The 21,750-nt window shown below is 36.5% G+C and carries 19 protein-coding genes; 9 read left to right on the forward strand and 10 right to left on the reverse strand.

Translation table 11 applies throughout. The annotated features are described in order from the left end of the window. Positions 1–17 precede the first annotated feature (17 nt). Both KI430_RS13045 and KI430_RS13050 read right to left on the reverse strand, forming a co-directional pair. Entirely contained in the window at positions 18–491 is a 474-nt protein-coding gene (locus tag KI430_RS13045; RefSeq protein WP_248875392.1) for a YdeI/OmpD-associated family protein, read from the reverse strand. Between the two features lie 75 nt (positions 492–566). After that, a complete protein-coding gene (locus tag KI430_RS13050) occupies positions 567–2,108 on the reverse strand; it encodes a glycine--tRNA ligase (protein ID WP_248875393.1) in 1,542 nt (513 codons plus the stop codon). Positions 2,109–2,355: 247 nt separating this feature from the next. On the opposite strand from KI430_RS13050, the gene KI430_RS13055 reads away from it, so the two are divergent. Next, positions 2,356–3,057, forward strand: coding sequence for a pseudouridine synthase (locus KI430_RS13055; protein ID WP_248875394.1), 702 nt, complete (start codon positions 2,356–2,358; stop codon positions 3,055–3,057). Between the two features lie 85 nt (positions 3,058–3,142). Here KI430_RS13055 and KI430_RS13060 read toward each other — a convergent pair whose 3' ends face one another. Both KI430_RS13060 and KI430_RS13065 read right to left on the reverse strand, forming a co-directional pair. Continuing rightward, positions 3,143–5,434, reverse strand: a complete 2,292-nt coding sequence (locus KI430_RS13060) for a T9SS type A sorting domain-containing protein (RefSeq protein ID WP_248875395.1) — start codon at positions 5,432–5,434, stop codon at positions 3,143–3,145. Between the two features lie 101 nt (positions 5,435–5,535). Next, entirely contained in the window at positions 5,536–7,092 is a 1,557-nt protein-coding gene (locus KI430_RS13065) for a tetratricopeptide repeat protein (protein ID WP_248875396.1), read from the reverse strand. A gap of 367 nt (positions 7,093–7,459) precedes the next feature. On the opposite strand from KI430_RS13065, the gene KI430_RS13070 reads away from it, so the two are divergent. The 3 genes from KI430_RS13070 (at position 7,460) to KI430_RS13080 (ending at position 11,109) form a co-directional block, all read left to right on the forward strand. Then, positions 7,460–8,467 (forward strand): quinone-dependent dihydroorotate dehydrogenase, encoded by a 1,008-nt coding sequence (locus tag KI430_RS13070; protein ID WP_248875397.1) that lies wholly within the window; start codon positions 7,460–7,462, stop codon positions 8,465–8,467. An 88-nt stretch (positions 8,468–8,555) separates the two neighbouring features. Beyond that, positions 8,556–10,874 (forward strand): TonB-dependent receptor domain-containing protein, encoded by a 2,319-nt coding sequence (locus KI430_RS13075; protein ID WP_248875398.1) that lies wholly within the window; start codon positions 8,556–8,558, stop codon positions 10,872–10,874. Between the two features lie 10 nt (positions 10,875–10,884). Beyond that, positions 10,885–11,109 carry a putative signal transducing protein gene (locus KI430_RS13080; protein ID WP_248875400.1) on the forward strand — a complete coding sequence of 75 codons (225 nt, stop codon included), beginning with the start codon at positions 10,885–10,887 and terminating at the stop codon, positions 11,107–11,109. Between the two features lie 69 nt (positions 11,110–11,178). Here the strand turns inward: KI430_RS13080 and KI430_RS13085 are convergent, their stop codons facing one another. The 5 genes from KI430_RS13085 to KI430_RS13105 all read right to left on the reverse strand — a co-directional run bounded on the left by KI430_RS13085 (position 11,179) and on the right by KI430_RS13105 (position 16,129). After that, positions 11,179–11,619, reverse strand: coding sequence for a hypothetical protein (locus KI430_RS13085; protein ID WP_248875401.1), 441 nt, complete (start codon positions 11,617–11,619; stop codon positions 11,179–11,181). 170 nt (positions 11,620–11,789) lie between these two features. Continuing rightward, the gene (locus KI430_RS13090; RefSeq protein WP_248878314.1) at positions 11,790–14,111 is read right to left on the reverse strand and encodes a TonB-dependent receptor domain-containing protein; all 2,322 of its coding nucleotides are present in this window, start codon (positions 14,109–14,111) and stop codon (positions 11,790–11,792) included. A 44-nt stretch (positions 14,112–14,155) separates the two neighbouring features. Then, positions 14,156–14,548: a heavy-metal-associated domain-containing protein gene (locus tag KI430_RS13095; RefSeq protein WP_248875402.1), complete on the reverse strand. Its 393-nt coding sequence runs from the start codon at positions 14,546–14,548 to the stop codon at positions 14,156–14,158. 142 nt (positions 14,549–14,690) lie between these two features. Beyond that, positions 14,691–15,062 carry a hypothetical protein gene (locus tag KI430_RS13100; protein WP_248875403.1) on the reverse strand — a complete coding sequence of 124 codons (372 nt, stop codon included), beginning with the start codon at positions 15,060–15,062 and terminating at the stop codon, positions 14,691–14,693. A 203-nt stretch (positions 15,063–15,265) separates the two neighbouring features. Continuing rightward, entirely contained in the window at positions 15,266–16,129 is an 864-nt protein-coding gene (locus tag KI430_RS13105; protein WP_248875404.1) for a DUF4349 domain-containing protein, read from the reverse strand. A gap of 418 nt (positions 16,130–16,547) precedes the next feature. On the opposite strand from KI430_RS13105, the gene KI430_RS13110 reads away from it, so the two are divergent. From KI430_RS13110 to tsaB, 5 genes are all read left to right on the forward strand, one after another. Then, positions 16,548–17,906 carry an acyl-CoA dehydrogenase family protein gene (locus KI430_RS13110; protein WP_248875405.1) on the forward strand — a complete coding sequence of 453 codons (1,359 nt, stop codon included), beginning with the start codon at positions 16,548–16,550 and terminating at the stop codon, positions 17,904–17,906. 49 nt (positions 17,907–17,955) lie between these two features. Next, positions 17,956–18,495, forward strand: coding sequence for a peptide-methionine (R)-S-oxide reductase MsrB (gene msrB / locus KI430_RS13115; RefSeq protein WP_410744659.1), 540 nt, complete (start codon positions 17,956–17,958; stop codon positions 18,493–18,495). A 70-nt stretch (positions 18,496–18,565) separates the two neighbouring features. Next, positions 18,566–19,318, forward strand: coding sequence for an SDR family NAD(P)-dependent oxidoreductase (locus KI430_RS13120; protein WP_248875406.1), 753 nt, complete (start codon positions 18,566–18,568; stop codon positions 19,316–19,318). Further along, positions 19,318–19,749 (forward strand): nuclear transport factor 2 family protein, encoded by a 432-nt coding sequence (locus tag KI430_RS13125; protein WP_248875407.1) that lies wholly within the window; start codon positions 19,318–19,320, stop codon positions 19,747–19,749. The genes KI430_RS13120 and KI430_RS13125 overlap by 1 nt, the downstream gene beginning before the upstream one ends. Before the next feature lie 27 nt (positions 19,750–19,776). Continuing rightward, on the forward strand, positions 19,777–20,463 hold the full coding sequence (gene tsaB / locus KI430_RS13130; protein WP_248875408.1) for a tRNA (adenosine(37)-N6)-threonylcarbamoyltransferase complex dimerization subunit type 1 TsaB: 687 nt from the start codon (positions 19,777–19,779) through the stop codon (positions 20,461–20,463). A gap of 19 nt (positions 20,464–20,482) precedes the next feature. Here tsaB and KI430_RS13135 read toward each other — a convergent pair whose 3' ends face one another. Further along, on the reverse strand, positions 20,483–21,682 hold the full coding sequence (locus tag KI430_RS13135; protein ID WP_248875409.1) for a PQQ-dependent sugar dehydrogenase: 1,200 nt from the start codon (positions 21,680–21,682) through the stop codon (positions 20,483–20,485). Positions 21,683–21,750 lie beyond the last annotated feature (68 nt).

The following is a 21,750-nucleotide window of genomic DNA, read 5'->3' on the forward strand; positions in this document are numbered from 1 at the left end:
AAAAGGGATTTAAAATTTTAAATCCCTTTTTTGCCTTCCAGAAGCATTTCTATCATTTTGATTTTCCGGCGTTTGCGCGTTTCTTCTTTCTTCGCCTCTTCTATCCAGCGGATATATTCTTTCCTGTGCGTGTAAGACATTTTATCGTAGAATTCTTTCGCTTTATCGTTTTGATTAAGTAATGCCTGAACATCATCGGGAACAATAACAATTCGTTCTTCTTTGTCTTCCCAAAGCTTAACTTCAACAATATCTCCAAATGTCTTTCCTAATTCTTTTCTAATCGCTTGAGTCAATCCCAATCTGTGACAACCGCCGCCCATATTGGCAAGGCTGCTTCTGTATTCCACTTTATCATCAAGCAGAACTTTGACTTTAACCTGTCCTTTTTTTCCAAATAATTCAATTGTATCAAAAGGAAAATTGATAAATGCAGCATTGATATCCTGATGTTGCTGGATTTCTGCGGAAAAGATAATTGGTTGAGTCATAGTTTAAAATAAAAAATCCCAAACTCAAATGTCGGGATTTTTTTATTAATTTATCAGACTGATACTCTCGAAGACTTAAATCTTAGAAAGCAAAGTCCTGAAATTCACTTTCTCATCAATAATCTTTCTCAGTTCAGAAACCGGAACTCTTTCCTGTTCCATTGTATCTCTGTATCTCAAAGTTACGGTGTTTTCGTTCAAAGAATCGTGGTCAACTGTAATGCAGAAAGGCGTTCCTATTGCATCCTGTCTTCTGTAACGTTTTCCGATGCTGTCTTTCTCTTCAAAAATCACATTGAAATCAAACTTCAAATCATTGAAGATTTTATCAGCAAATTCAGGCAAACCATCTTTCTTCACCAAAGGCAAAATCGCTGCTTTTACAGGTGCCAAAGCCGGCGGAAGACTCAAAACGGTTCTTTCCGAACCATCTTCCAAAACCTCATCTTTCAGAGAGTTGGAGAAGATTGCTAAGAATAATCTATCCAGACCAACCGAAGTTTCTACAACATAAGGCACATAATTCTCATTTCTTTCCGGGTCAAAATACTGGATTTTTCTACCAGAGAATTTTTCGTGCGCCGAAAGGTCAAAGTCTGTTCTAGAATGGATACCTTCCAATTCTTTGAAACCAAATGGAAAATTAAACTCGATATCAGCAGCAGCATTCGCATAATGCGCCAATTTCTCGTGGTCGTGGAAACGGTAATTATCTTCACCTAAACCAAGCGCCAAATGCCAGTTAAGACGTGTTTTTTTCCAAGTTTCATAGAATTCTAACTCAGTTCCCGGTGGTACAAAATATTGCATTTCCATCTGTTCAAATTCTCTCATTCTGAAAATAAACTGTCTCGCAACAATCTCATTTCGGAATGCTTTTCCAATCTGAGCAATCCCGAAAGGTAATTTATGACGAGAAGTTTTTTGAACATTCAGATAATTCACAAAAATACCCTGAGCCGTTTCCGGTCTCAGATAAAGGTCCGTTGCAGAATCTGCAGAAGCACCCAATTTAGTTCCGAACATCAGGTTGAATTGTCTCACTTCCGTCCAGTTTTTAGAACCAGTGTCCGGGTCAGCAATTTCCAATTCCTCGATCAAAGCTTTTACGTCCGCAAGGTCTTCTTTTTCAAGAGATTTTGCCAGTCTGGAAAGGATTGCAGCTCTTTTTTCGCGATACTCCAAGATTTTTGGATTCGTTGCTTCAAATTGAGCCTTGTCAAAAGCTTCACCAAAACGTTTTGCCGCTTTTTCTATTTCTTTATTTTCCTTGTCTTCGATTTTGGCGCAGTAATCTTCCACCAAAACATCCGCACGGAAACGTTTTTTAGAATCTTTGTTGTCAATCAACGGGTCGTTGAATGCATCCACGTGTCCGGAAGCCTTCCAGATGGTTGGGTGCATAAAAATGGCAGAATCAATCCCCACGATATTTTCGTTCAGTTGAACCATCGCTTTCCACCAGTATTGTTTGATGTTATTTTTCAGTTCCGCGCCGTTCTGCCCGTAATCGTAGATGGCCGAAAGTCCGTCATAGATTTCGCTGGAAGGAAAAATAAAACCATATTCTTTAGCGTGGGAAACCACTTTTTTGAAAACATCTTCTTGCTTTGCCATAATTTATGTTGAATTGAAGTGCAAAAATAAGGAAAATGTAGGAAGTTGGAAGCTGAGTGATGGAAGTTTTTAATAGATTCATTTTTAGAAGCCGGGAACCTGCTATTCGTTGCAATTCCTCGCACCTTGCTTTCCCATCGCTTGCTGTGGGATTTCCACTACTATCAGGGCTAGTTACATTTCCCGTTCCGTAGAACCCTCGTCTTACCAGACATCCTATTCTACAGAAAATCTCTACTTTTGCCCAATGTTAGAAATTCTTTACCAAGACGACTACCTTATCGCCATCAACAAATCTAGCGGACTTTTAGTTCATAAGTCAAAATATGCAGGCCCAGCAGACGAATATGCGGTAGAGAAATTAACGAATCAAATCGGAAAAAAGGTTCATCTTGTTCATCGTTTGGACCGAAAAACATCGGGCGTTTTGCTATTTGCTTTCGATAAAGAAACACTTAAACTAATAAGTGAACAGTTTATGAATCGCGAAGTTGAAAAAAAGTATCTGGCGATTCTGCGTGGTTGGACAAAGGAGGAAGAAACGATTGATTACGATTTGACCAATGAAAATGAAATCATTCAAAACGCCATTACCTATTATCGCCGTCTGCAAACTTCTGAAATCGATCTACCATTTCTAAAACATCCAACGTCTCGTTATTCTTTAGTAGAAGCAATTCCCGAGACAGGGAGATTTCATCAATTAAGAAAGCACTTCAAGCATATTTTACATCCGATTTTAGGTTGCAGAAAGCACGGTTGCAATAAGCAAAATAAGTTGTGGCTGAATAGTTTTAATGTCACTGCGATGCCTTTGCATTCTCATCAGCTTAATTTTAAACATCCAATTACCAATCAAAATATTTCCCTCAACGCAAGTCTGAATGTGAATCCCGGCTTTTTAGAAATTGGAAAAATTTTAGGTTTTAATCTTGCAGAATTTATTTAGATTTTTGAAGATTATAAAAACAAAAAAGCTTCTCATTGCGAGAAGCTTTTCCAATTCATTTTCATCAATTCATTTTTACTTACTATTACTTTTTGATGATTTTTTTACTTACAATATTGTTATCAGACGTTACGATTCTTAGTATGTAAACGCCGTTTGGAAGTTTAGAAACATTCATTTCACTGTTATTAGTTTCCAATAATTTTTTGCCCTCCATATTGTAAAGTGCAACAGATTTCAAATTCTTGTCATCAATATGAACGACATCAACAACAGGATTCGGGTAAACCAGTACTTTTGCTTTGTCTCCGGAAGCTTCGCCGGTTGCTAAAACGTCCAAATTCAAATTATAGCCTACCAATCCCAAATCCGCAGACGCAATGTAAATGAATGCATTTTTGTCTGAGAAATCAATTGAAATAGAGTTGGTCTCGGTTTGTAGCAAATCATCACGGTCAACGTTTTTCCAATTGGCACCATTGTCTACGGAATAGAAAATATTAAAAGTCGTGTACATTGACGTGTAGGTCGCTGCCACAAGAACGCCATTATTGACATCAGAATAATCCACCTTGAAGGCTACAAAATCTGAAACTTGATTCCAAGTAACACCTTTATCATTAGAAACAAAAACACCTTGTGAAGTTGCGAGAGCCAACTGATTTGAGTTCTTAGGATTTTGAGAAATATCAAATACTACAGCACCGTATGGGAAGTTTGCGTCAATGGTAACTGCAGTCCAATCTGTTCCGCCATTCGTTGTTTTATAAATTTCTGAACCTACCAGAATGAAAAACTCGTCCGAAATATTATTTGGATGCAGGATTTTGTAAACCGCACCTTGAGTTGGAAGCGGAATATTGGTCACGACAATATCACTCGGATTGTTGAAGTTGATTTTATCCAATTCGCCTTGATCCCAATTGTTGAATGTTGCATAAACCTGATTGTTAACCTGCGGATCAGGGATTACATTAGTCAAGCCATTTGTAAACGTTTCGAAAATTGGAGAAAAATCAACACCAAAATTATCACTTACCGCCAAAGTAGAACCCAAAAATCCGCCTTTGTAAGAATAAACTCTGCCTTCTTTTTTAGAATCCGGAATGTAAGCCGGACCGTTATTATTGGTAAAAATATTAAGAGCCTGAATGTCAAAAGCACTCTCAGAATTATCCGCCAGATTTCTGTGTACAAAACCATTCTGAACGCTGTAAAAAAGATGTTTCGAATTGTCTTTTTCGAACAATGTCACTCTACCGGTCGAGCTGAAAAATGGTGTCTGAACTTGTGTCAGTGTCGTTCCGTTATCTGTGGAGAATAATGGTTTGTAATTCGCTGTAATAAATAGTTCTCCTGCCTTGAACGGGTTGAAACTTGCTTTGATTCCGTAATAATAGCTGTCCAGATTGTCATAAGGGTATTCAACATTCTGCCAGGTTGCGCCGCCGTCTTTTGTAGAAACAATCTCATCTTCCTCCAAAACAATGATGTGATTGTTATCCAGCGGGTTATATTTAATGTCAATAATGTTATTCAATATACCGTTGCTTCCCCAAGTTATATTTTTGTCTTCCCAAGTTGCGCCGCCGTCTGTAGAATGATGAAGTTTTTCCGGACTCATTCCGAAGCTGATTCCTGTCCCAGCGTAGATTTCGTTCGGGTTATTCGGATTGAATTCCAGCGTTGCGAGAACACTGCCTTCCAGTTTGGTTGAGAAAGTATCACCACCATCGTTGGAAATCATCAGTCCGCCATAAACACCTTCGCTTCCATTTCCGTTGGCAATGTAGATTTTATTTTTATCAGTTGGGCTGAAGGCGACATAGCTTGTGATAATATTATGGTTATCATCCACCGAATAGTAGACTTCTTTCCAGTTTTGTCCACCGTCATTGGTTGTATAAACACGGTTGGCTGTTCCTAATCCAAACGGAAACTGAGAACTAACGATCAGGTTGTCTTTATCATCGCCAAAGAAATTATAAGCCGAAACAAAAGCACCTTCTGAATAATTTGGCATCGAGAAGGTTTTTGTAATCGTTTTGGTAGCTATGTCAAAAATGTGAACTTCACCAACTCCGTTTTTCAACGTGGAAAATGTCAGGAACGTGCCATTTTTGCTAATATTCAGTTTGGTAACATTTCCGATTTCCGTTGGAATCGAATAAAATACTTCCCAGGAAACCCCATTGTTCTTGGAAACCAAAATATGGTTGGTAATAGTTGTTGCATAAATGGTGTTTTGCTCGCTGGTGCTGTAAGTTACCTCAAAGATTCTCCCGAATTCATTCTTGCCCAAAATCTGAGACTGGGCATTCATTCTATTGGTTAATAACGCAAATAGGATTCCCGCAAAAAAAGTAATTTTCTTCATATATCTAATTTTATAACCAAATGTTGTGATAAAAATTAGCAACGCAAAAAAACTTAACGGAATTAATAGGACGGTATTTCAGAAATAAAGTGACATTTTTGTTAAATGCTTGTAATATAGGTATATAAGTCTAAGGTTTCGTCGTGTCCCATTTTCTTTACAATCCGCTCTTTTCTTTTGCGACAAGCCTCTGGAGTGATGTTGAAAATGGTCGAAATCTCTTTTACTGACAGATTCATATAGACATATGAAAGGAATCTTACATCGTTTGAATTAAGGTCAGGATGAAGCTGTTTCAATCTGGCAATAAAACCTTGATTGACTTCTTCGAAATGAACCAGAAAACTTTCTTCTTCGTGTGTTTGTTTTTGAAGAATTTTGAATTGTTTGATGATACTGCTGATGTCCACATTGTTCAGATCGTCCGATTCTCTGGAAAGTGTGTTGATGAGGTCATCTATAAGTTCTATTTTTGTGGAAAGCTGTAAAGCCTTGGTTGTCAGTTTCCTATTTTTGGCCTCGATTTCGTTTTTGTATTTTTCTTCTTCCAATAAAGCCGAAACCTCTTTTTCTTTTAATTGATTCTCAAGGATTTCCTTATTCTTTTTTTCTTTTTCGAGTTCAAGCTTAGCGATTTCTGCGTTATTTTGTTCGATGATTTTCTGCTGCTTGTTTTTGACAATGCTGTTTCTCAACGCCCAAAAAATTATTAGAGCAATGAAAATAGCTAGCAAAATTCCCTTGATGAAAAAAGAACGCTGAGTCGTCAGTTTTCCTTTACTTTCTGCCAAATCTTTCTGTGAATTATGAAGCTCAAATTTGATTTTACTGTTCTCGAAAAGCTGTCCGTTTTTGATTCTATTCACCGAATCTTTCACAGCCATTATCGAATCTTTGTAAGAAACTGCGCGCTCGATGTCATTGGTTTTTTGATAAAGTTTGCTGAATCTTCCGAAAAGATTTTCTTTGAAATCAAAATTGAGATTGTTTTTCTCGGCCAATTTCAAAAATTGAAACGCTTTCTGAAGGTCATTTTTTTGCTCAGCAATCGTAGAAAGATTATAGTAAATCTGCGTTTTATGCTCGGCATATTCCACACCATTCAGCTTCGGAAGCAACTCATTGGCCATTTTTTCCGCTTCATCATATTGTTTAAGATTCACCAATGTTTCCATATACGTCGACTTTGCCAGCAGATAATATGGAGAACTTGCGGTGAGTTTCAGCGCTTCATCAATGTATTTTTTCGCTGTTTTGTAATCTCCTTTTTCATTATAAACGATAGTCAGATTAATGGCATATAAACCTTTGGAAGTGTTGTTGTTAACCTTTCCTGCAAGTTCATAAGCTTTGGAAAAATAATCTTTGGCTTTATCTATTTTATTGTCTCGGGAATAGAGAATGGCGATATTGTTCAGCACCGTCATTTCCGACTTTTCATCGAGATGAGCCACGGCAATTTTGTAAGCATCAAGATAATTATTCAACGCTTCGCCGTAATCCAGCATCATATAATAATTGGCGCCGATGTTGTTGACAGCCAGGAATTCTTCCCGATACCAACGGTTGTCCTGGGCAATTTTTTTGGTTTTGCTAAGAATTTGCAGTGACTTTACAAATTCCTTTTTGTTCATTGCTTCTACGCCTTCAATAATCATTTTTTCGCAATCCTTTGGCGTGATTGCAAATGCTTGAAAAGGCAGAAACAAAAGGAAAAAAATATAAATTAAACTTTTATAAAAAGTATGTGGAATCATTTAAAATTTCGGATAAAATCTAAGTAAAGATATAAAGATTTTGGATTATTTTTTTGAATTATTAAAATATAAAACACAAAGGCAAAAGAGCTATTTCATTATAATTGTTTTTAATGCACAAAGAAAGTCGGAGATGTTTGAAAACATAGTGCTTAAAAACACAGTACATTCAAAAATAAAATCTATGTGCCCTTGTTTAACTCGTTATTAAATGATTTTTTTAATCAATTATCCTCACAAAAACGTAAATTTGTAAAACTTTTCTCCGATGTACAAAAGCCTAATTCGTCCTATTCTTTTCAAATTCGACCCCGAAGAAATTCATCATTTTACTTTTTCTATTCTGAAGAATTTCGGATTTCTTGCCAAATTATTTTTACCAAAACCAATCGAAGATCAACGTCTGGAACGAGAAGTTTTTGGATTGAAATTTAAAAATCCGGTTGGCCTCGCCGCAGGTTTTGATAAAGACGCTAAACTCTTCAAAGAGTTGTCTGACCTAGGATTCGGGTTCATAGAAATTGGAACTTTGACACCGAAACCACAACCAGGAAATGATAAAAAACGATTATTCAGACTGAAGGAAGATTCTGCAATCATTAACAGAATGGGCTTCAATAATGGCGGTGTTGATGAAGCCATTGAACGTCTGAAAAAAAATAAAAATGTTCTGATTGGCGGAAACATCGGAAAAAATAAAATGACGCTAAACGAAGAAGCAGTTAATGATTACAAAATCTGTTTCGAAAAATTATTTCCTTACGTTGATTATTTCGTGGTTAATGTCAGTTCGCCAAATACGCCCAATCTCCGTGAACTTCAGGACAAAAAGCCTTTGACAGAATTATTATCAACGCTTCAAAACCTCAATCTTAAAAAGCCAAAACAAAAACCAATTCTGCTGAAAATTGCTCCGGATTTGACAGATGAACAGCTTTTGGATATTATCGATATCGTTAAAGAAACACAAATTGCTGGCGTTATTGCTACAAACACAACTTTGTCAAGAGAAAATTTAGTTTCAGAAAATAAATCAGAAATGGGCGGATTGTCCGGAAAACCATTAACAAAACGTTCTACAGAAGTCATCAGATTTTTATCGGAAAAAAGTGGAAAAGCCTTCCCAATTATTGGCGTTGGCGGAATTCACACAGCACAGGATGCTTTAGAAAAACTAGAAGCTGGTGCAAGTCTCGTGCAGCTTTACACAGGCTTTATCTACGAAGGACCGGAATTGATTAATGAAATTAATAAAGCAATTCTAAAGGGAAAATAATTCTCATTGTTTTTCAAAAAATGATGTAATAAAACAGAGTCGATGATTGTTTTAAATGATAAGTAAACATTTAAAAAACTAATTAGCAATGAAAAACATTTTATTGGTTTTAATCCTCATCTCAACGACTTTTTCTGCCCAGCAGAATCTTAAGATTAATGGAAAAATCATTAATTCTGACAAAGAGATAAATGCTCTCCCAATTGTTGTTTATCTTATGGGTGATGACAATCAATTAATTAAATCTACAATCGCTCAGGATTCGAAGTTCGAATTTGACCAATTGAAGTCAGGAAATTACCATCTTCAGTTGTCATCAGATGAAACCATTCAGAATGAAAATCCATTTTATTTGGAAAAAAACCTGGAGCTTTCTATTGCTTTTCAACCTAAAAGCCAAAAAATCGAGGAAGTAAAACTCACGGCAAAGAAAAATAATTTCAAGGTAGAAAAAGGAAATATCACTTTGGATGTTGTGAATTCTGCTTTGAACAAATTGCCGACATCAACAGACTTATTATCAAAATTGCCTTTTGTGCAGGTGGATGCTAATGGTGAAGGTTTGTCTTTCGTCGGAAAAGGAACGCCGTTGCTTTATGTAGACAACCAAAGAGTAGATTTTTCTACATTATCTGCTATTGCTGTGGATGATATCAAGTCGGTGGAAATCATCAGAAATCCGTCTGTGAAATTTGAAGCTGAAGGAAAAGCAGTTGTCAAAATTAATCTGAAAAAGAGCAGAAAAGATGGTTCGCAATTGAGTGTTTCGGAAACGGCAACTTTTCAAAAACGATTCAGTAATTATCTTTCAGCCAATTTTCAACAAAAGAAAAATAAAACCGAGTGGAAACTGAATGCGGCTTACAACCAAATCAACCATTGGGAAAGCAACGGTTTTGATTATTCGGTTCCGAGTAAAAATATTGCTTCCAATTACGTTATTAAATCCATCACGAAACGTCCGCAAACGATTTTTGGAGCGAGTCTTTATCAGGAACTGAACGATGAAGGCGATTATGTAACATTGTCGGTTAATAGTAATCTCAGACCAGATAAAGGTGATAATAGTACCGACACATTCTACTCAGAAAATGATAATTCTGCCTTTATTAAAACGCTTAATCATCAAGACAGCCAACGGGCAACCGTCAATTCTATTTTTAATTATAAAAAGAAAATAACAGATTGGGATGCTGAGATTTTGGCTGGATTTCAGTTCAAAAGAGAGAGCAAAAATGTAGATTATCAATTTTTCAATGATACCAATAATTCAGGTTACGAGTTCAATCAATTTCGTGTTCAGCGATATTCTGGAAATGTTTATTCCGGAAGAGTGGATATTGAAAAAAAATTGAGCGACAATTATAGTTTGGAATTGGGAGGAAGTTACACGAAAGCCGAAACTAAAAACGATAATAAAACAACTTATAAGAATAATCAAAATCCGGAATTCTATCTGTATGATTTCAAGGAAGCCAATCTTGCAGGTTATATCAACCTCGCTGTGAGTGCTAACAAATGGAATATCAATGGCGGTTTGAGAACGGAATCAACCAATGCGGAAGGTTTTAATAAAATTGAAAATCAAACTAAAATCAAAAGAGACTATTTTGATTGGTTTCCTAATGCAGAAATTAGTTTCAAACAAAATGACAATTATGACTATACTCTGAGCTTCAGAAAAAGTATTTCCCGCCCCAATTACGCAGATTTATCTTCCGGCGGTTTGTACGGAAGTCCGTATGTTGAGTATCAAGGTAATCCGGACTTGGTTCCGACTTATACCAACACAATTTCCTTTTCTACGAATCTGAAAAAAGTGTCCGTTAATGCTTCTGCTTACAAGAGCAAAAATCCTTTGGGTTACACATTGGTTTATGATGAGGCTAAAAATATTTCAAAATTCACAGCCGTTAATTTTGATAAAGAAATGGGCGTTTCTTTGGGTATTGATTCTCTATTTCAAGGAAAAAAATGGACGTCTCAGAATAGTCTTTCCGTTAATTATGATAAAATCGAAGATTCTTTAGCCGTCCTGAAAAAATCAACACCTTATGTTTATTTTTCTACCAATAACACGGTTAATGTCTGGAAATATTTGTCAGTTCTGTTGGATGGTTCGTACATCACAAAACGTGTGGAAGGTTTGTATGAAAACAATGCAATGTGCCTGGTCAATCTTGGGATGACATCTTCTATTTCCGATTTTGATTTTACGGTTCGCTACAATGATGTTTTCAATCAGATGAATTATATCCAGAAAATGTCCTACAGCAAAATCAATTCTACTGGCACCTTTTTTGGAAATACACCAACAGTATCTTTTTCGGCCAGGTATAATTTTGGTAAATTGAAAAAGTCCAATTACAAAGAAAATGCGGTCAACGAGACTTCGAACAGGTTATAATCAATGAATTATGGAATTAGTTACACTCAAGATTTTCAATACAGAAATCGAAGCAGAAATGCTCAAAATTTTCCTGGAAACCAATGATATTGAAACTTATGTTTTCGGCAATATTTTAGCAAATACTTACAATTTGTTCAACAATACAAGTGGTGGCGTTCAACTGAAAGTTTCAGAAAATGACTTTGAAAAAGCGAATGAATTGATGACTCAATTTTATAATAAAGAATTATAAATCGATCTCAAATAATAAAAAAATGCAACCATCACGGTTGCATTTCGTATTTCAATTAAAATCTAATTTTTATGATAAAGGTGCTCCAACAGCCAAATCACAACGATGATGAGGTTCGCCGTGCGCTGGATTCAAAGCTGGCTTTGGTCCAAATGATGGCGCAGGCGCGGAAGGAGTTGTAGTAGCAGGCACAGGATTCGGGTTCAAAATAGACGGCGTTGAAGGTTGTGCCACATTTTGTGTCGGTGCGCTGTCAATTGGTGCACCAACAGCAATTTCGCAACGGTGATATGGCTGTCCGTGTTCAGGATTCAAAGCTGGTTTTCCAGATGTAGAAAGGTTGGTGACAGATGATGCAACTTCAGCCGGAGCAGGTGTTGTGACATTTGCTGTACTGTCGATTGCTATAGAATCAACTTTCGGAGCTTCGCTTTCTGCAACACTCTTTTTCGCTTTATCACAAGAATATAACAATGTGACACCAGCTATTAGGATTTTTATTGTTTTCAATGCTTTAATTTTTATTAAAATTAAGATTTTATTTTGAACTTAATACTGCTCTTATAATTTAAAACCACACAGTCACATAGGAAAATTTAAATCTGATTGGTAAGATAAAATTGGACTGATGATTATGTTTATCCATTCAAAACTATGTGTCTATGTGGTTGATAAACATTTTAAAACTTAAAATCCACGCCAACGTAGAAATTCTGTTTCATAATTGGTGCGTAAACCATTCCGCCGTCAAAATAATTTCCAAACGGATTAGCTGCGTCAAGAATCGCCACTTTCTGCTGATATCCGGTCAAATTCTCTCCACCCAAATAAACTCTGATTTTCTCCGAGAAATTTCTGGAAATCTGAGCATTCAAAGTAGCATAACTTGGCGAATAATCTCCAATTTGAAATTCTGCCGGATTTGATTTTGTATTCGGAAGTCTTTGTTTTCCGACTAAATTTAAAGTCGTGTCAAAGCTCCAAAATCTGCCTTTCTCCGTTTTATTGGTTGAATAAGCCAAGTTCGCAAATCCACGATGTTTAGCCATGAAAGGGACTTTTTTTAATCCGCTCAAATAATCCAAAGCAACATCATAATATTTGTAAGCCACTCTGAACTCCAGGTTTTTCACAGGCTGGAAATCCCATTGCGTTTGAAAACTGTTCGCAAAAGATTTTCCTTCAAGATTATAGAACAAAATTTTCTGTGCAGATTCATCCAAATCTGTCACAACCTGATTTTGGAAATCCGTTCTGAAAAAATCAGCCAAAACCGTGGATTTTCTTCCAAATAATTTGAATTCTTGTTGTAAACTTACGCCGTAATTCCAAGCAATTTCCGGCTTCAAACCATAGATTTCGCCGCCATTATTGATGATTTGGATTTGTCGGTTGGATGCAAAATAAGACTGGCTTTCTGCAAAGATATTCGCAGTTCTGAAGCCTCTTCCAGCCGAAATTCTGAAAATCGTTTTTGGCGTCAAATCATATTTGAAATTCATTCTTGGTGTAAACTGCGTTCCTGCAAGATTGTGGAAATCAACACGAGCGCCTGTTACCAAAGTGAATTTTTCGCCTGTCAAAGTATATTCTGCAAACAACCCAGGAACGGTTTCTGTTCTTTTGTAATTGTCCAAAAGATAATCTTCATCGTATTTGTCATAAAGAAAACTTGCACCAACTTTATACTTGTTGTTAGTATTTCCGATGATACTTTCGAAAATCAAGTTGGAATAATAAGAAGTCTCTTTCCCAAAATAATTTCTCAATCCGAAAAAGCTATCTTGCTGATGATAAGTCAATTGATTCATCCAACCCAAACTTTGGTAAGGTTTCCCTTTGAAAACATAACCGGTTTTGTTCCACAACTGAAATCTCGAAATATCAATCCCAACACCATAAAGCGATTGATCTTTTTGTGGAATTCTTTTGTTAAATCCGATTTGTCCTGCTGTTCTCTCATCTTTCAGATAATTAATTCCGAAATGTGAAGCGAATCCAGAGTTTTCCAAATCATTGTAATTCAGTAAATAAGCTACATTTAGCTGGCTTCCTTTTGGTCGGTCAAGAAAACCGTCATCATTCATATCTGTATCACCAAAAGTTCCGTTGCCGTGCAACAAAACACTTTGAGTCCATTTGCCGGAAATTGGAGAAGTATGAGTTACATTCGCTTCAACACGACCGTTGTTATCGGAAAACAAATTGATTTCTGTTTCCGATTTTTTATCATCGTCGTGAGACTTCAAAAGTTCGGTATTGATTTGACCCGTAATACTTTCGTAGCCATTCACAACTGTACTTCCGCCTTTTGTTAATTGAATTCCGCCAATCCATTTTCCGGGAATGAAATTCAGTCCATAAGGCGAAGCCAAACCACGGATTTCCGGTAATTGTTCCTTGGTCAAAAGAGTATATTTCTGATCCAATCCGAGCATTTTCAATTGCTTGGTTCCTGTAACCGCATTGCTGAATGACACATCAACAGTTGCGTTGGTTTCGAAACTTTCGGAAAGGTTGCAGCAAGCGGCTTTCAGCAATTCTTTGGAACTGATATTGAAAATCAATCCCGCTTCTTTTTTGCTGATAGCTGTTGCTTCTTTTTCTCTCGTCAGTTTTACACCTTCAATCTGATTGGTTTTTTTATCGGAATCTGAGTCGTGGTCAGCATTTTCATTCGGAGCTTTGAAATCAGAACCTCTTGTGTACAGGCAGCAAGAAGGCAGATTTTTATAGGCATCTTCAGGCGCTTTATATTTCTCGTTATCGTGACCAACTTCAGCGATTTGTTTCAGGATATCATCACATTTGACTTTCGATTCGTCAAGCGTCATCGTCAAAGTTTGATTATCGGCGGTCCAATTGGCTGTCTGCGCGCCGGCTTTCAAAGCTGCTTTTTCTATTCTGGCCTTGCACATATTGCAATTTCCTTTTACCAAAAACTGTTCTGTAACGGTTTGTGCAAAAGAGAATACTGAACAAACGAGCAGCACAGAAAACATAAGTTTTCTACTTAAATAATTCATCGTCAAAAAATTTAAATTAATTACTTAAGCTCGCAGACTTGTTTTTTATCAGCATTTTTCGCCAACTTTTTGCTGTTGTCAGGACGGTCGTACTGGCAGCAAGCATCCAAATCGTCATAAGATTTGTCAGAAGCACGGAACATCTCGTTGTCGTGACCCACTTCCGCAACGTTTTTTAAAACCGTTTTTTTGTCAGTTTTAGATGCGTCATAACTTACGGTCAGGACTTTTTTGTTCATACTCCAAACCGCTGACTTTACGTTTTTGTCAGATTTAGCAGCCGTTTCGATGCGTTCTTTGCACATTCCGCAGTTGCCTTCTACTTTAGCTTTGAAGGATTTGGTTTGAGCAGAAAAATTGGAGAATAGAAATATGGAAAGGAATAAAATTCCTGATTTTATGATTGTATTCATTTTGATTAATTTTAATTTGATTGAATTAAGATTTTTAAATAAACCTTTGAATTTATATTCTCGCAGATTTTAAGAATTTAGCAGATTAATTGTGGAAAAATCTGCAAGATTTGCTTAATCAGCGAGAGATTACTAATTAAAATTAACCAAGTTTAGGCGGTTGCCAGATGTTGAACGTTCGCGCAAGAGGCGATTGTGAATAGTAAGAAAATTGATTGTTGATGGTGAAAATCGGTGTTTTCAATTTGTTATCAAAATTATTCAGAACAACCGAAAAAACGAATCCCGAACTGCAGGTTTTGCAAGTGGTGCAATTGTCTTTGCAGTCTTTTTCTTTCTTGGAATCGTGATGACAGGAATCTGATTTTTTCTCTTCTTTTTTGCAACAGTCTGAGTTTTCTTTCTGAGCCTCACAGCAAGAAGTTTGAGCCAACTGAACATTAAAATTCTGCTTCGGAAATACAAAAATTCCCAAACAGAAAATCATTAATATCAATTGAAACTTTCTCAACATCGTCTTGCAAAATTATGAAATGTAAAATAAATGAACCACAAAAGGCACAAAGATTTTCACAAAGCACACAATTATCATTTGACGAAGTCAAATCTTTGTGACCTTAAAAATATTCGAATATCAAAAAAACCTTGTGACCTTTGTGTTAAAAAATTAGTAAATCTTTTGTGTCTTTTGTGGTTCAAAAAACTATTTCTCAGTTTTTACAATATTTTTCTTCTTCTCAAAAAATAGAATACCAAACCTCCAATAAAAACAATCGGCCAAATAGAAATAAGAAAAACAAATAATTGCTGAATCAAATAAAATCCTTCCACAAAAGCATTTTTCACATCGTACAAGAAATTGTATTTGTATTCATTATCAATATTTTTGTTGTTGATGATAGGAATTTTCGCAACACTCGTTTTTGGTTCTTTGATGAAAATATCAACAGTGGAAAATTCTAGATTATCGGCAAGAATTTCGTCAGAATATTTTTGTAGATTCGCTTCGGACATATTGTTGTCGTCCAGTTTGACTTTGTCTTTTCCGGCTTTCAGTTGAGAAATATTGGATTGAGTTTTAGCCTGTCTTTCGGATTCCATTTTTGCCGATCGGATTCCGGCAGAAACATCTTCAGCAGAAATAATTCTGGAATTAAGGAATACTTTCTTATCATTAATGAAATCCAAAAATTCACCTAATTTCTGGGTCGGAACTCTAACTTGCATCCTGTTTTGGTTTTGGAATTTCCGAATCAACATCGCCGACTGATCCGACGTATTGTAAGTATCTTCGGACAAAGTCTGCGCTTCCATTCTACTTTTAGTCACAAATCCGCCAAGCGATTGCAGCTGCTTCTCAATCGAGATGGTCGCATCATAAACATCCTTCACTTCCATATCCACTTCTGCGGTTTTCACAAATTGTTTGCCTTCGACAACTTGAGTTGCCCCCATAGAAACGCCGTCAGAAACAACTCCAGAACTATCTGCTGTTGCATAAGCGGATTCTGTATATTCTCCTTTTTTGCATCCAATTAAAAGTAATGCCACTAAGCTGATTGATAAGATTTTCGTTTTCATTTTGAATATATTTTATTTGTTTTTAATCTTAAAATGGAATCGCAAACGGTTTCATAATAGATTATTTTGAGATTAATATTTTTATATGGGCAGCTATTTCCGCGCTCCGTTCCCGCTATTTTTGTCCAGGCTTTTGCCAAGCAAAAAAATGAGCTCCACTCAGCTCGGGCTGCAATCGTATGACGTTCCAAAAGATTGGTTAAGAGCTTCTTTTATTTTTTGTCTGACTCAAAATTGATAATTAAGATGAAAGCTATTCTGCAAATCAATCCGAAACTATTTGTAAAGAGAGTCGAGGTTTTAACGCGCTGATTTTTAATTTTTTGTAAAATAGATTTTCAGGAAAAATGATGATGAGAAGATATTTGTAAAAGTGTTTTAGGAATATTCTTTGCATTCTACAAGAAAACAGAAATCTATGAACAGCACTATTTCCAAAATCAAAGGAATTTTCAATCTCCTAAAACATATCGATATAGACCAAATCTCCAAAATTTCACAAAAAGTTGACCTTCCAAAACTGATGGATCAATTCTCAAGATTAGATGAGAATCAAATCAAAGGTTTAACAAAAATGTTAGATTCTTCAGGAAAGAAAAAAGAATTGCCACCGATTAATGGCGATTTTTATGAATTGCATATGAAACTCACGGATGAGCAAAGAGCAATTCAGTTACAGGTTCGTGAGTTTATGGAAAAAGAAGCCAAACCTTTAGTCAACAGATATTGGCTGACAGATGATTTCCCACACGAACTGATTCCCAAATTCAAAAAACTGAATCTTTGCGGAGTGACTTACGAAGGTTACGGCTGCCCGAATTTACCATTCCTGATGGAAGGCGTTATCGCAATGGAAATTGCTAGAGTTGATGCGTCTTTGGCGACATTTTTTGGTGTTCAGTCTGGATTATCAATGGGTTCTATTTATATGTGCGGTTCGGAGGAACAAAAGCAGAAATATCTTCCGGGAATGCAACAGTTTGATTTGATTGGCGCATTTGGATTGACTGAGCCGGAAGTTGGTTCAGGCGCAGCTGGTGGACTAACGACAACCTGCAAAAAAGTAGATGGCGGCTGGATTCTGAATGGACAAAAAAAATGGATTGGAAATGCCACTTTTGCTGATGTGACTGTTATTTGGGCGAGAGATTTAGATGATAATCAGGTCAAAGGTTTCATTGTTGAAAAGGGAACAGAAGGTTTTTCGGTTGAAAAAATCAAAGGAAAAATGGCACTCCGAATTGTGCAAAACGGACTCATCACAATGAAAGATTGTTTCGTCGCCGATTCCCAGAAAATGGAACACGCCAACAGTTTCAAAGACACAGCAAAAGTCCTTCAAATGACAAGAGCTGGTGTTGCGTGGATGGCGACGGGCTGTGCACGAGGTGCTTACGAAAGCGCTTTGGATTACACCAGAAAACGGAAACAATTCGGAAAACCGATTGCTTCGTTTCAATTAGTTCAGGGACATTTGGTAGAAATGTTATCCAATTTAACTGCCATGCAAACCTTAGTTTTCAGATTGTCAGAGATGCAGGATGCCAGTATTTTGAAAGACGAACACGCATCTTTAGCAAAAGTATTTTGTAGTCTCAGAACGCGTGATGTTGTGGCGCAAGCAAGGGAAGTTATGGGCGGAAACGGAATTCTTTTGGAACACGATGTTGCCCGTTTTGTTGCCGATGCAGAAGCAATTTATTCTTACGAAGGAACCAAAGAAATCAACTCGTTGATCGTCGGTCGATCGATTACGGGAATGAGTTCCTTTGTTTAACTATCTTATGATAACAGAATCTAATATCAGATTTAGTAAATTTACATCAATGAAAAAATTATTTTTTTTTATATTAATCAATTCATTTCTGCTCCAATGTGCGCAGAAAAAAGTTGATTTAACTAAACCTCAACAACAAACTAAAATGGAAGATAATACACACACCAATAACCCTTACTATTCAAGGACGGATAAAACTAAACTGAATGTTTCCAACGAAGAATGGAAAAAAATCCTTTCGCCAGAAGTTTATGCCATCGCAAGAGAAGCCAATACGGAATATCCATTCACCGGAAAGTACAACGATTTTGATGAAGTTGGAGAATATTACTGTGCCGTTTGCGGTAATCATTTGTTCCGTTCAAGTTCCAAATTTGCGAGTACTTGCGGTTGGCCAAGTTTCTTTGAAGCAGACAAAGACGGTGTTATTTACAAGCGAGATTCATCTCACGGAATGGAACGTATAGAGGTTCTTTGTAAACGCTGCGAATCGCACTTGGGGCACGTTTTCAATGACGGCCCGCCTCCAACAGGCACCAGATATTGTATGAATTCTGTTAGTCTGGATTTCCAGAGAGATAATAAATAAATCAATCCCGAATTATTCGGGATTTTTCTTTGATATAACTTAAATTTGTAAGACTAAATCTAAAGTAAAATTGAAAACAATATTCATAACCGGCGCAACTTCCGGAATCGGAAAAGCGACTGCGATTCTATTAGCAGAACAAAAAAATAGACTGATTCTTTGTGGAAGAAATAAAACTATTCTCGAAGAGTTAAAATCAGAATTATCAAAAGAAACTGAAGTTTTCACTTTAAGTTTTGATGTCCGAAATTCTGATGAGGTTTTTTCTGCCATTAATTCACTTCCTGAAAATTGGAAAAACATTGATGTTTTGATTAACAACGCCGGCAATGCCCACGGATTAGACCCGATTTCTGATGGAAATATTGATGATTGGAATGCAATGATGGACGGCAACGTGAAAGGTTTATTGTATGTTTCTCAACCGATTATCAAATTGATGAAAGAAAAAAGAAACGGACAAATCATCAATATCAGCTCCGTTGCTGCGAGACAAACTTATGCTAATGGAGTCGTTTATTGTGCTTCCAAAAAAGCTGTCGACGTCATCTCTGAAGGAATGAGAATTGAGTTGACAGAGTTCGGAATCCGTGTTACGAATATCCAACCGGGAGCTGTGGAAACTGATTTTTCTAAAGTGAGATTCAAAGGGGATGATGAAAGAGCTGCGACAGTTTACGCGGGTTATGAACCTTTGGTTGCAGAAGATATTGCGGATGCGATTGCTTATTGCATCAATGTTCCGGAAAGAATTTCGGTTTCTGATATGACGATTTATCCAAAAGCGCAGGCGGAACCAAGAACAATTTATAGAAATATCTGATGATTAAGTTTTTATCATCGGTGTTTTTCGTCTGTTTTATTTTTGGATTTTCTCAGACGTATTCCAAGAATGAAAAAGCTTTGTTAAGTCAAATTTCAACGTTGGATTCTTTGATGGAAAATAATGATTCTAAGATTTTGGAATTGTTTTCTGACGATGTTTCTTTTGGACATTCCAATGGCTGGATTCAGAATAAAGATGATTTCAAAACAGATTTCGAATCCGGAAAAGTAAAATATCAATCTGTCAAACAAACCGAATTGAAGGAATTCAAAATCAAAAACAAATTTGCCAATATCCGAAGAATCATTTCTGTCAAAGGACTTTACAAGAACGATGAATTCCAAATGAAATTATCTGTCCTTGAATTCTGGATTCGACAAAAAGGAATCTGGAAATTGTGGAGCCGGCAAAGTGTGAGTTTGAAATAATTCTTCCTTAATCCTTACATTTGCAGAATGAAAATCCTTCACATAGAAACCTCGTCCAAAAACTGTTCTGTTGCCATTTCTGATGGCGAAAATTTACTTTGCCTTTGCGAGGAAGTTTCCGATAATTATAAACAGTCCGAAAGTCTTCACAGCTTTGTTGAATGGGCTTTGGAAGGCGCAGAAATTTCTTTGAAAGATTTGGATGCTATTTCTTTGGGAAAAGGTCCTGGTTCTTATACAGGTCTTAGAATTGGTGCCGCTTCTGCAAAAGGTTTTTGTTACGGACTTAAATTGCCTTTGATTGCCGTTAATTCTTTGGATTCTATGGTTGAAGAATTTGTGAATCAAGGGTTTGAATTAATTATTCCTTTGATTGACGCCAGAAGAATGGAAGTTTACACCGCTTATTTTGACGGGCAATCTGGCGAAATGATTTCTGAAACTGAAGCAAAAATCCTCGATGAAAATTCTTTTTCAGAATTAGTGGACAAGAAAATTCTTTTCATTGGAGATGGCGCAAAAAAAGCACAGGAAATTCTCAATCTTACGAATGCAGAATTCAAACATGATATTTATCCATCAGCAAAAGGATTGATTAAAAAATCTGTGGATAAATTCAATCAAAAAGATTTTGAAAATGTTGCTTATTTTGAACCTTTTTATCTGAAAGATTTTCAGGGAATCAAGAAAGCTGACCGCATAAAAAAATCCTGATTTAATCAGGATTTTGAATTTATTTTTTAGAAATTTTATAAAGTTTTCCACTATCTGTAATTCCATAGAGATTACCATCCATCCCGTTCAAAACATCTCGGAATCTTTCTTTTTGATCAATAAGCAATCGTTCTTCGCCAACCACTTTGTTGTCTTTAATCACGATTCTGTTAATATGTTCGCCGCTTAGACATCCTATAAAAAGATTATTTTTCCATTCCTCGATATTTCCTGTATAAAATGTTACACCACTTGGTGAAACCACAGGATCCCAATAGTAAACTGGTTGTTCTGTTCCGGCTTTCTGTGTTGTTCCATTATTGATTTTTTCTCCGGAATATTCAATTCCGTAAGTCACATCGCCCCAACCGTAATTTTTTCCAGCTTGAATCAGATTAATTTCGTCACCACCTCTTGGTCCCATCTCGATATCCCATAGCTGACCTTTTTCGTCCAAAGCCAAACCTTGCGGACTACGGATTCCGTAGGCAAAGATTTCAGGTTTGTAACCATCTTTTCCTATAAATGGATTTCCCGGAGCGGGTTTTCCGTCTTTGGTAATTTTTAGGATTTTACCAAGATAATTATCTGTTTTCTGAGCGTAAACTCTTGTTTGTTTATCTGATCTTTCGCCTGTGCTGACGAACAGATTTCCGTCTTTGTCAAAAACCAATCGGCTACCGTAGTGTTTATCGCCATCGTAAGTTGGTGTTGCCCGGAAAATCACTTTGACGTCAGAAATTGTTTTAAGATCAGAAGATAATCTACCTTTTCCGACAGCGGTATGATTTCCGCCTTCATAAGGTTCAGAAAAACTGAAATAGATGATATTATTGGTTTTAAAATCTGGATCCAAGGCCACGTCTAACATTCCGCCTTGTCCTTTAGCATCTACTTTTGGAAAGCCATCGATTTTCGAAACTTGTTTACCATCTGCAGAAACAACATTCATAAATCCAGTTTTCTCGGTAATCAAAAATCTGCCGTCAGGTAGATTGATAATTCCCCAAGGTTTTCCCAGAGAAGTATTCAAAACTTCAACATTGTAAGGTATTGTAGTTTTTACAGGTGTTATTCTTGTTTGTCTTGCAAATGCAGGTTTGTAATTCGTATTCGCTTTTTCCTCTATAGCAGAGACTTTGCTGGGTTTTCCTTTGCTTTGGCACGAATAAAATGCACCGATTAATGAAAGGAAAAAAGGGAGTGTGGATTTTAACATAATATTTATTTTCTGTTTGGAATGGAAAAATAATGCCAGTAAAATTTGTTAGTTTAAATTTTAATTCT

The organism is Epilithonimonas zeae (genome assembly GCF_023278365.1).
GTDB classification, from domain to species: Bacteria; Bacteroidota; Bacteroidia; order Flavobacteriales; family Weeksellaceae; genus Epilithonimonas; species Epilithonimonas zeae_A.

Bases quoted from the DNA above. Each gene is read 5' to 3' on its own strand.
- KI430_RS13045 (WP_248875392.1), bottom strand. From the start codon at position 491: ATGACTCAACCAATTATCTTTTCCGCAGAAATCCAGCAACATCAGGAT.
- KI430_RS13050 (WP_248875393.1), bottom strand. From the start codon at position 2,108: ATGGCAAAGCAAGAAGATGTTTTCAAAAAAGTGGTTTCCCACGCTAAA.
- KI430_RS13055 (WP_248875394.1), top strand. From the start codon at position 2,356: ATGTTAGAAATTCTTTACCAAGACGACTACCTTATCGCCATCAACAAA.
- KI430_RS13060 (WP_248875395.1), bottom strand. From the start codon at position 5,434: ATGAAGAAAATTACTTTTTTTGCGGGAATCCTATTTGCGTTATTAACC.
- KI430_RS13065 (WP_248875396.1), bottom strand. From the start codon at position 7,092: ATGATTATTGAAGGCGTAGAAGCAATGAACAAAAAGGAATTTGTAAAG.
- KI430_RS13070 (WP_248875397.1), top strand. From the start codon at position 7,460: ATGTACAAAAGCCTAATTCGTCCTATTCTTTTCAAATTCGACCCCGAA.
- KI430_RS13075 (WP_248875398.1), top strand. From the start codon at position 8,556: ATGAAAAACATTTTATTGGTTTTAATCCTCATCTCAACGACTTTTTCT.
- KI430_RS13080 (WP_248875400.1), top strand. From the start codon at position 10,885: ATGGAATTAGTTACACTCAAGATTTTCAATACAGAAATCGAAGCAGAA.
- KI430_RS13090 (WP_248878314.1), bottom strand. From the start codon at position 14,111: ATGTTTTCTGTGCTGCTCGTTTGTTCAGTATTCTCTTTTGCACAAACC.
- KI430_RS13095 (WP_248875402.1), bottom strand. From the start codon at position 14,548: ATGAATACAATCATAAAATCAGGAATTTTATTCCTTTCCATATTTCTA.
- KI430_RS13100 (WP_248875403.1), bottom strand. From the start codon at position 15,062: ATGTTGAGAAAGTTTCAATTGATATTAATGATTTTCTGTTTGGGAATT.
- KI430_RS13105 (WP_248875404.1), bottom strand. From the start codon at position 16,129: ATGAAAACGAAAATCTTATCAATCAGCTTAGTGGCATTACTTTTAATT.
- KI430_RS13110 (WP_248875405.1), top strand. From the start codon at position 16,548: ATGAACAGCACTATTTCCAAAATCAAAGGAATTTTCAATCTCCTAAAA.
- msrB (WP_410744659.1), top strand. From the start codon at position 17,956: ATGAAAAAATTATTTTTTTTTATATTAATCAATTCATTTCTGCTCCAA.
- KI430_RS13125 (WP_248875407.1), top strand. From the start codon at position 19,318: ATGATTAAGTTTTTATCATCGGTGTTTTTCGTCTGTTTTATTTTTGGA.
- tsaB (WP_248875408.1), top strand. From the start codon at position 19,777: ATGAAAATCCTTCACATAGAAACCTCGTCCAAAAACTGTTCTGTTGCC.
- KI430_RS13135 (WP_248875409.1), bottom strand. From the start codon at position 21,682: ATGTTAAAATCCACACTCCCTTTTTTCCTTTCATTAATCGGTGCATTT.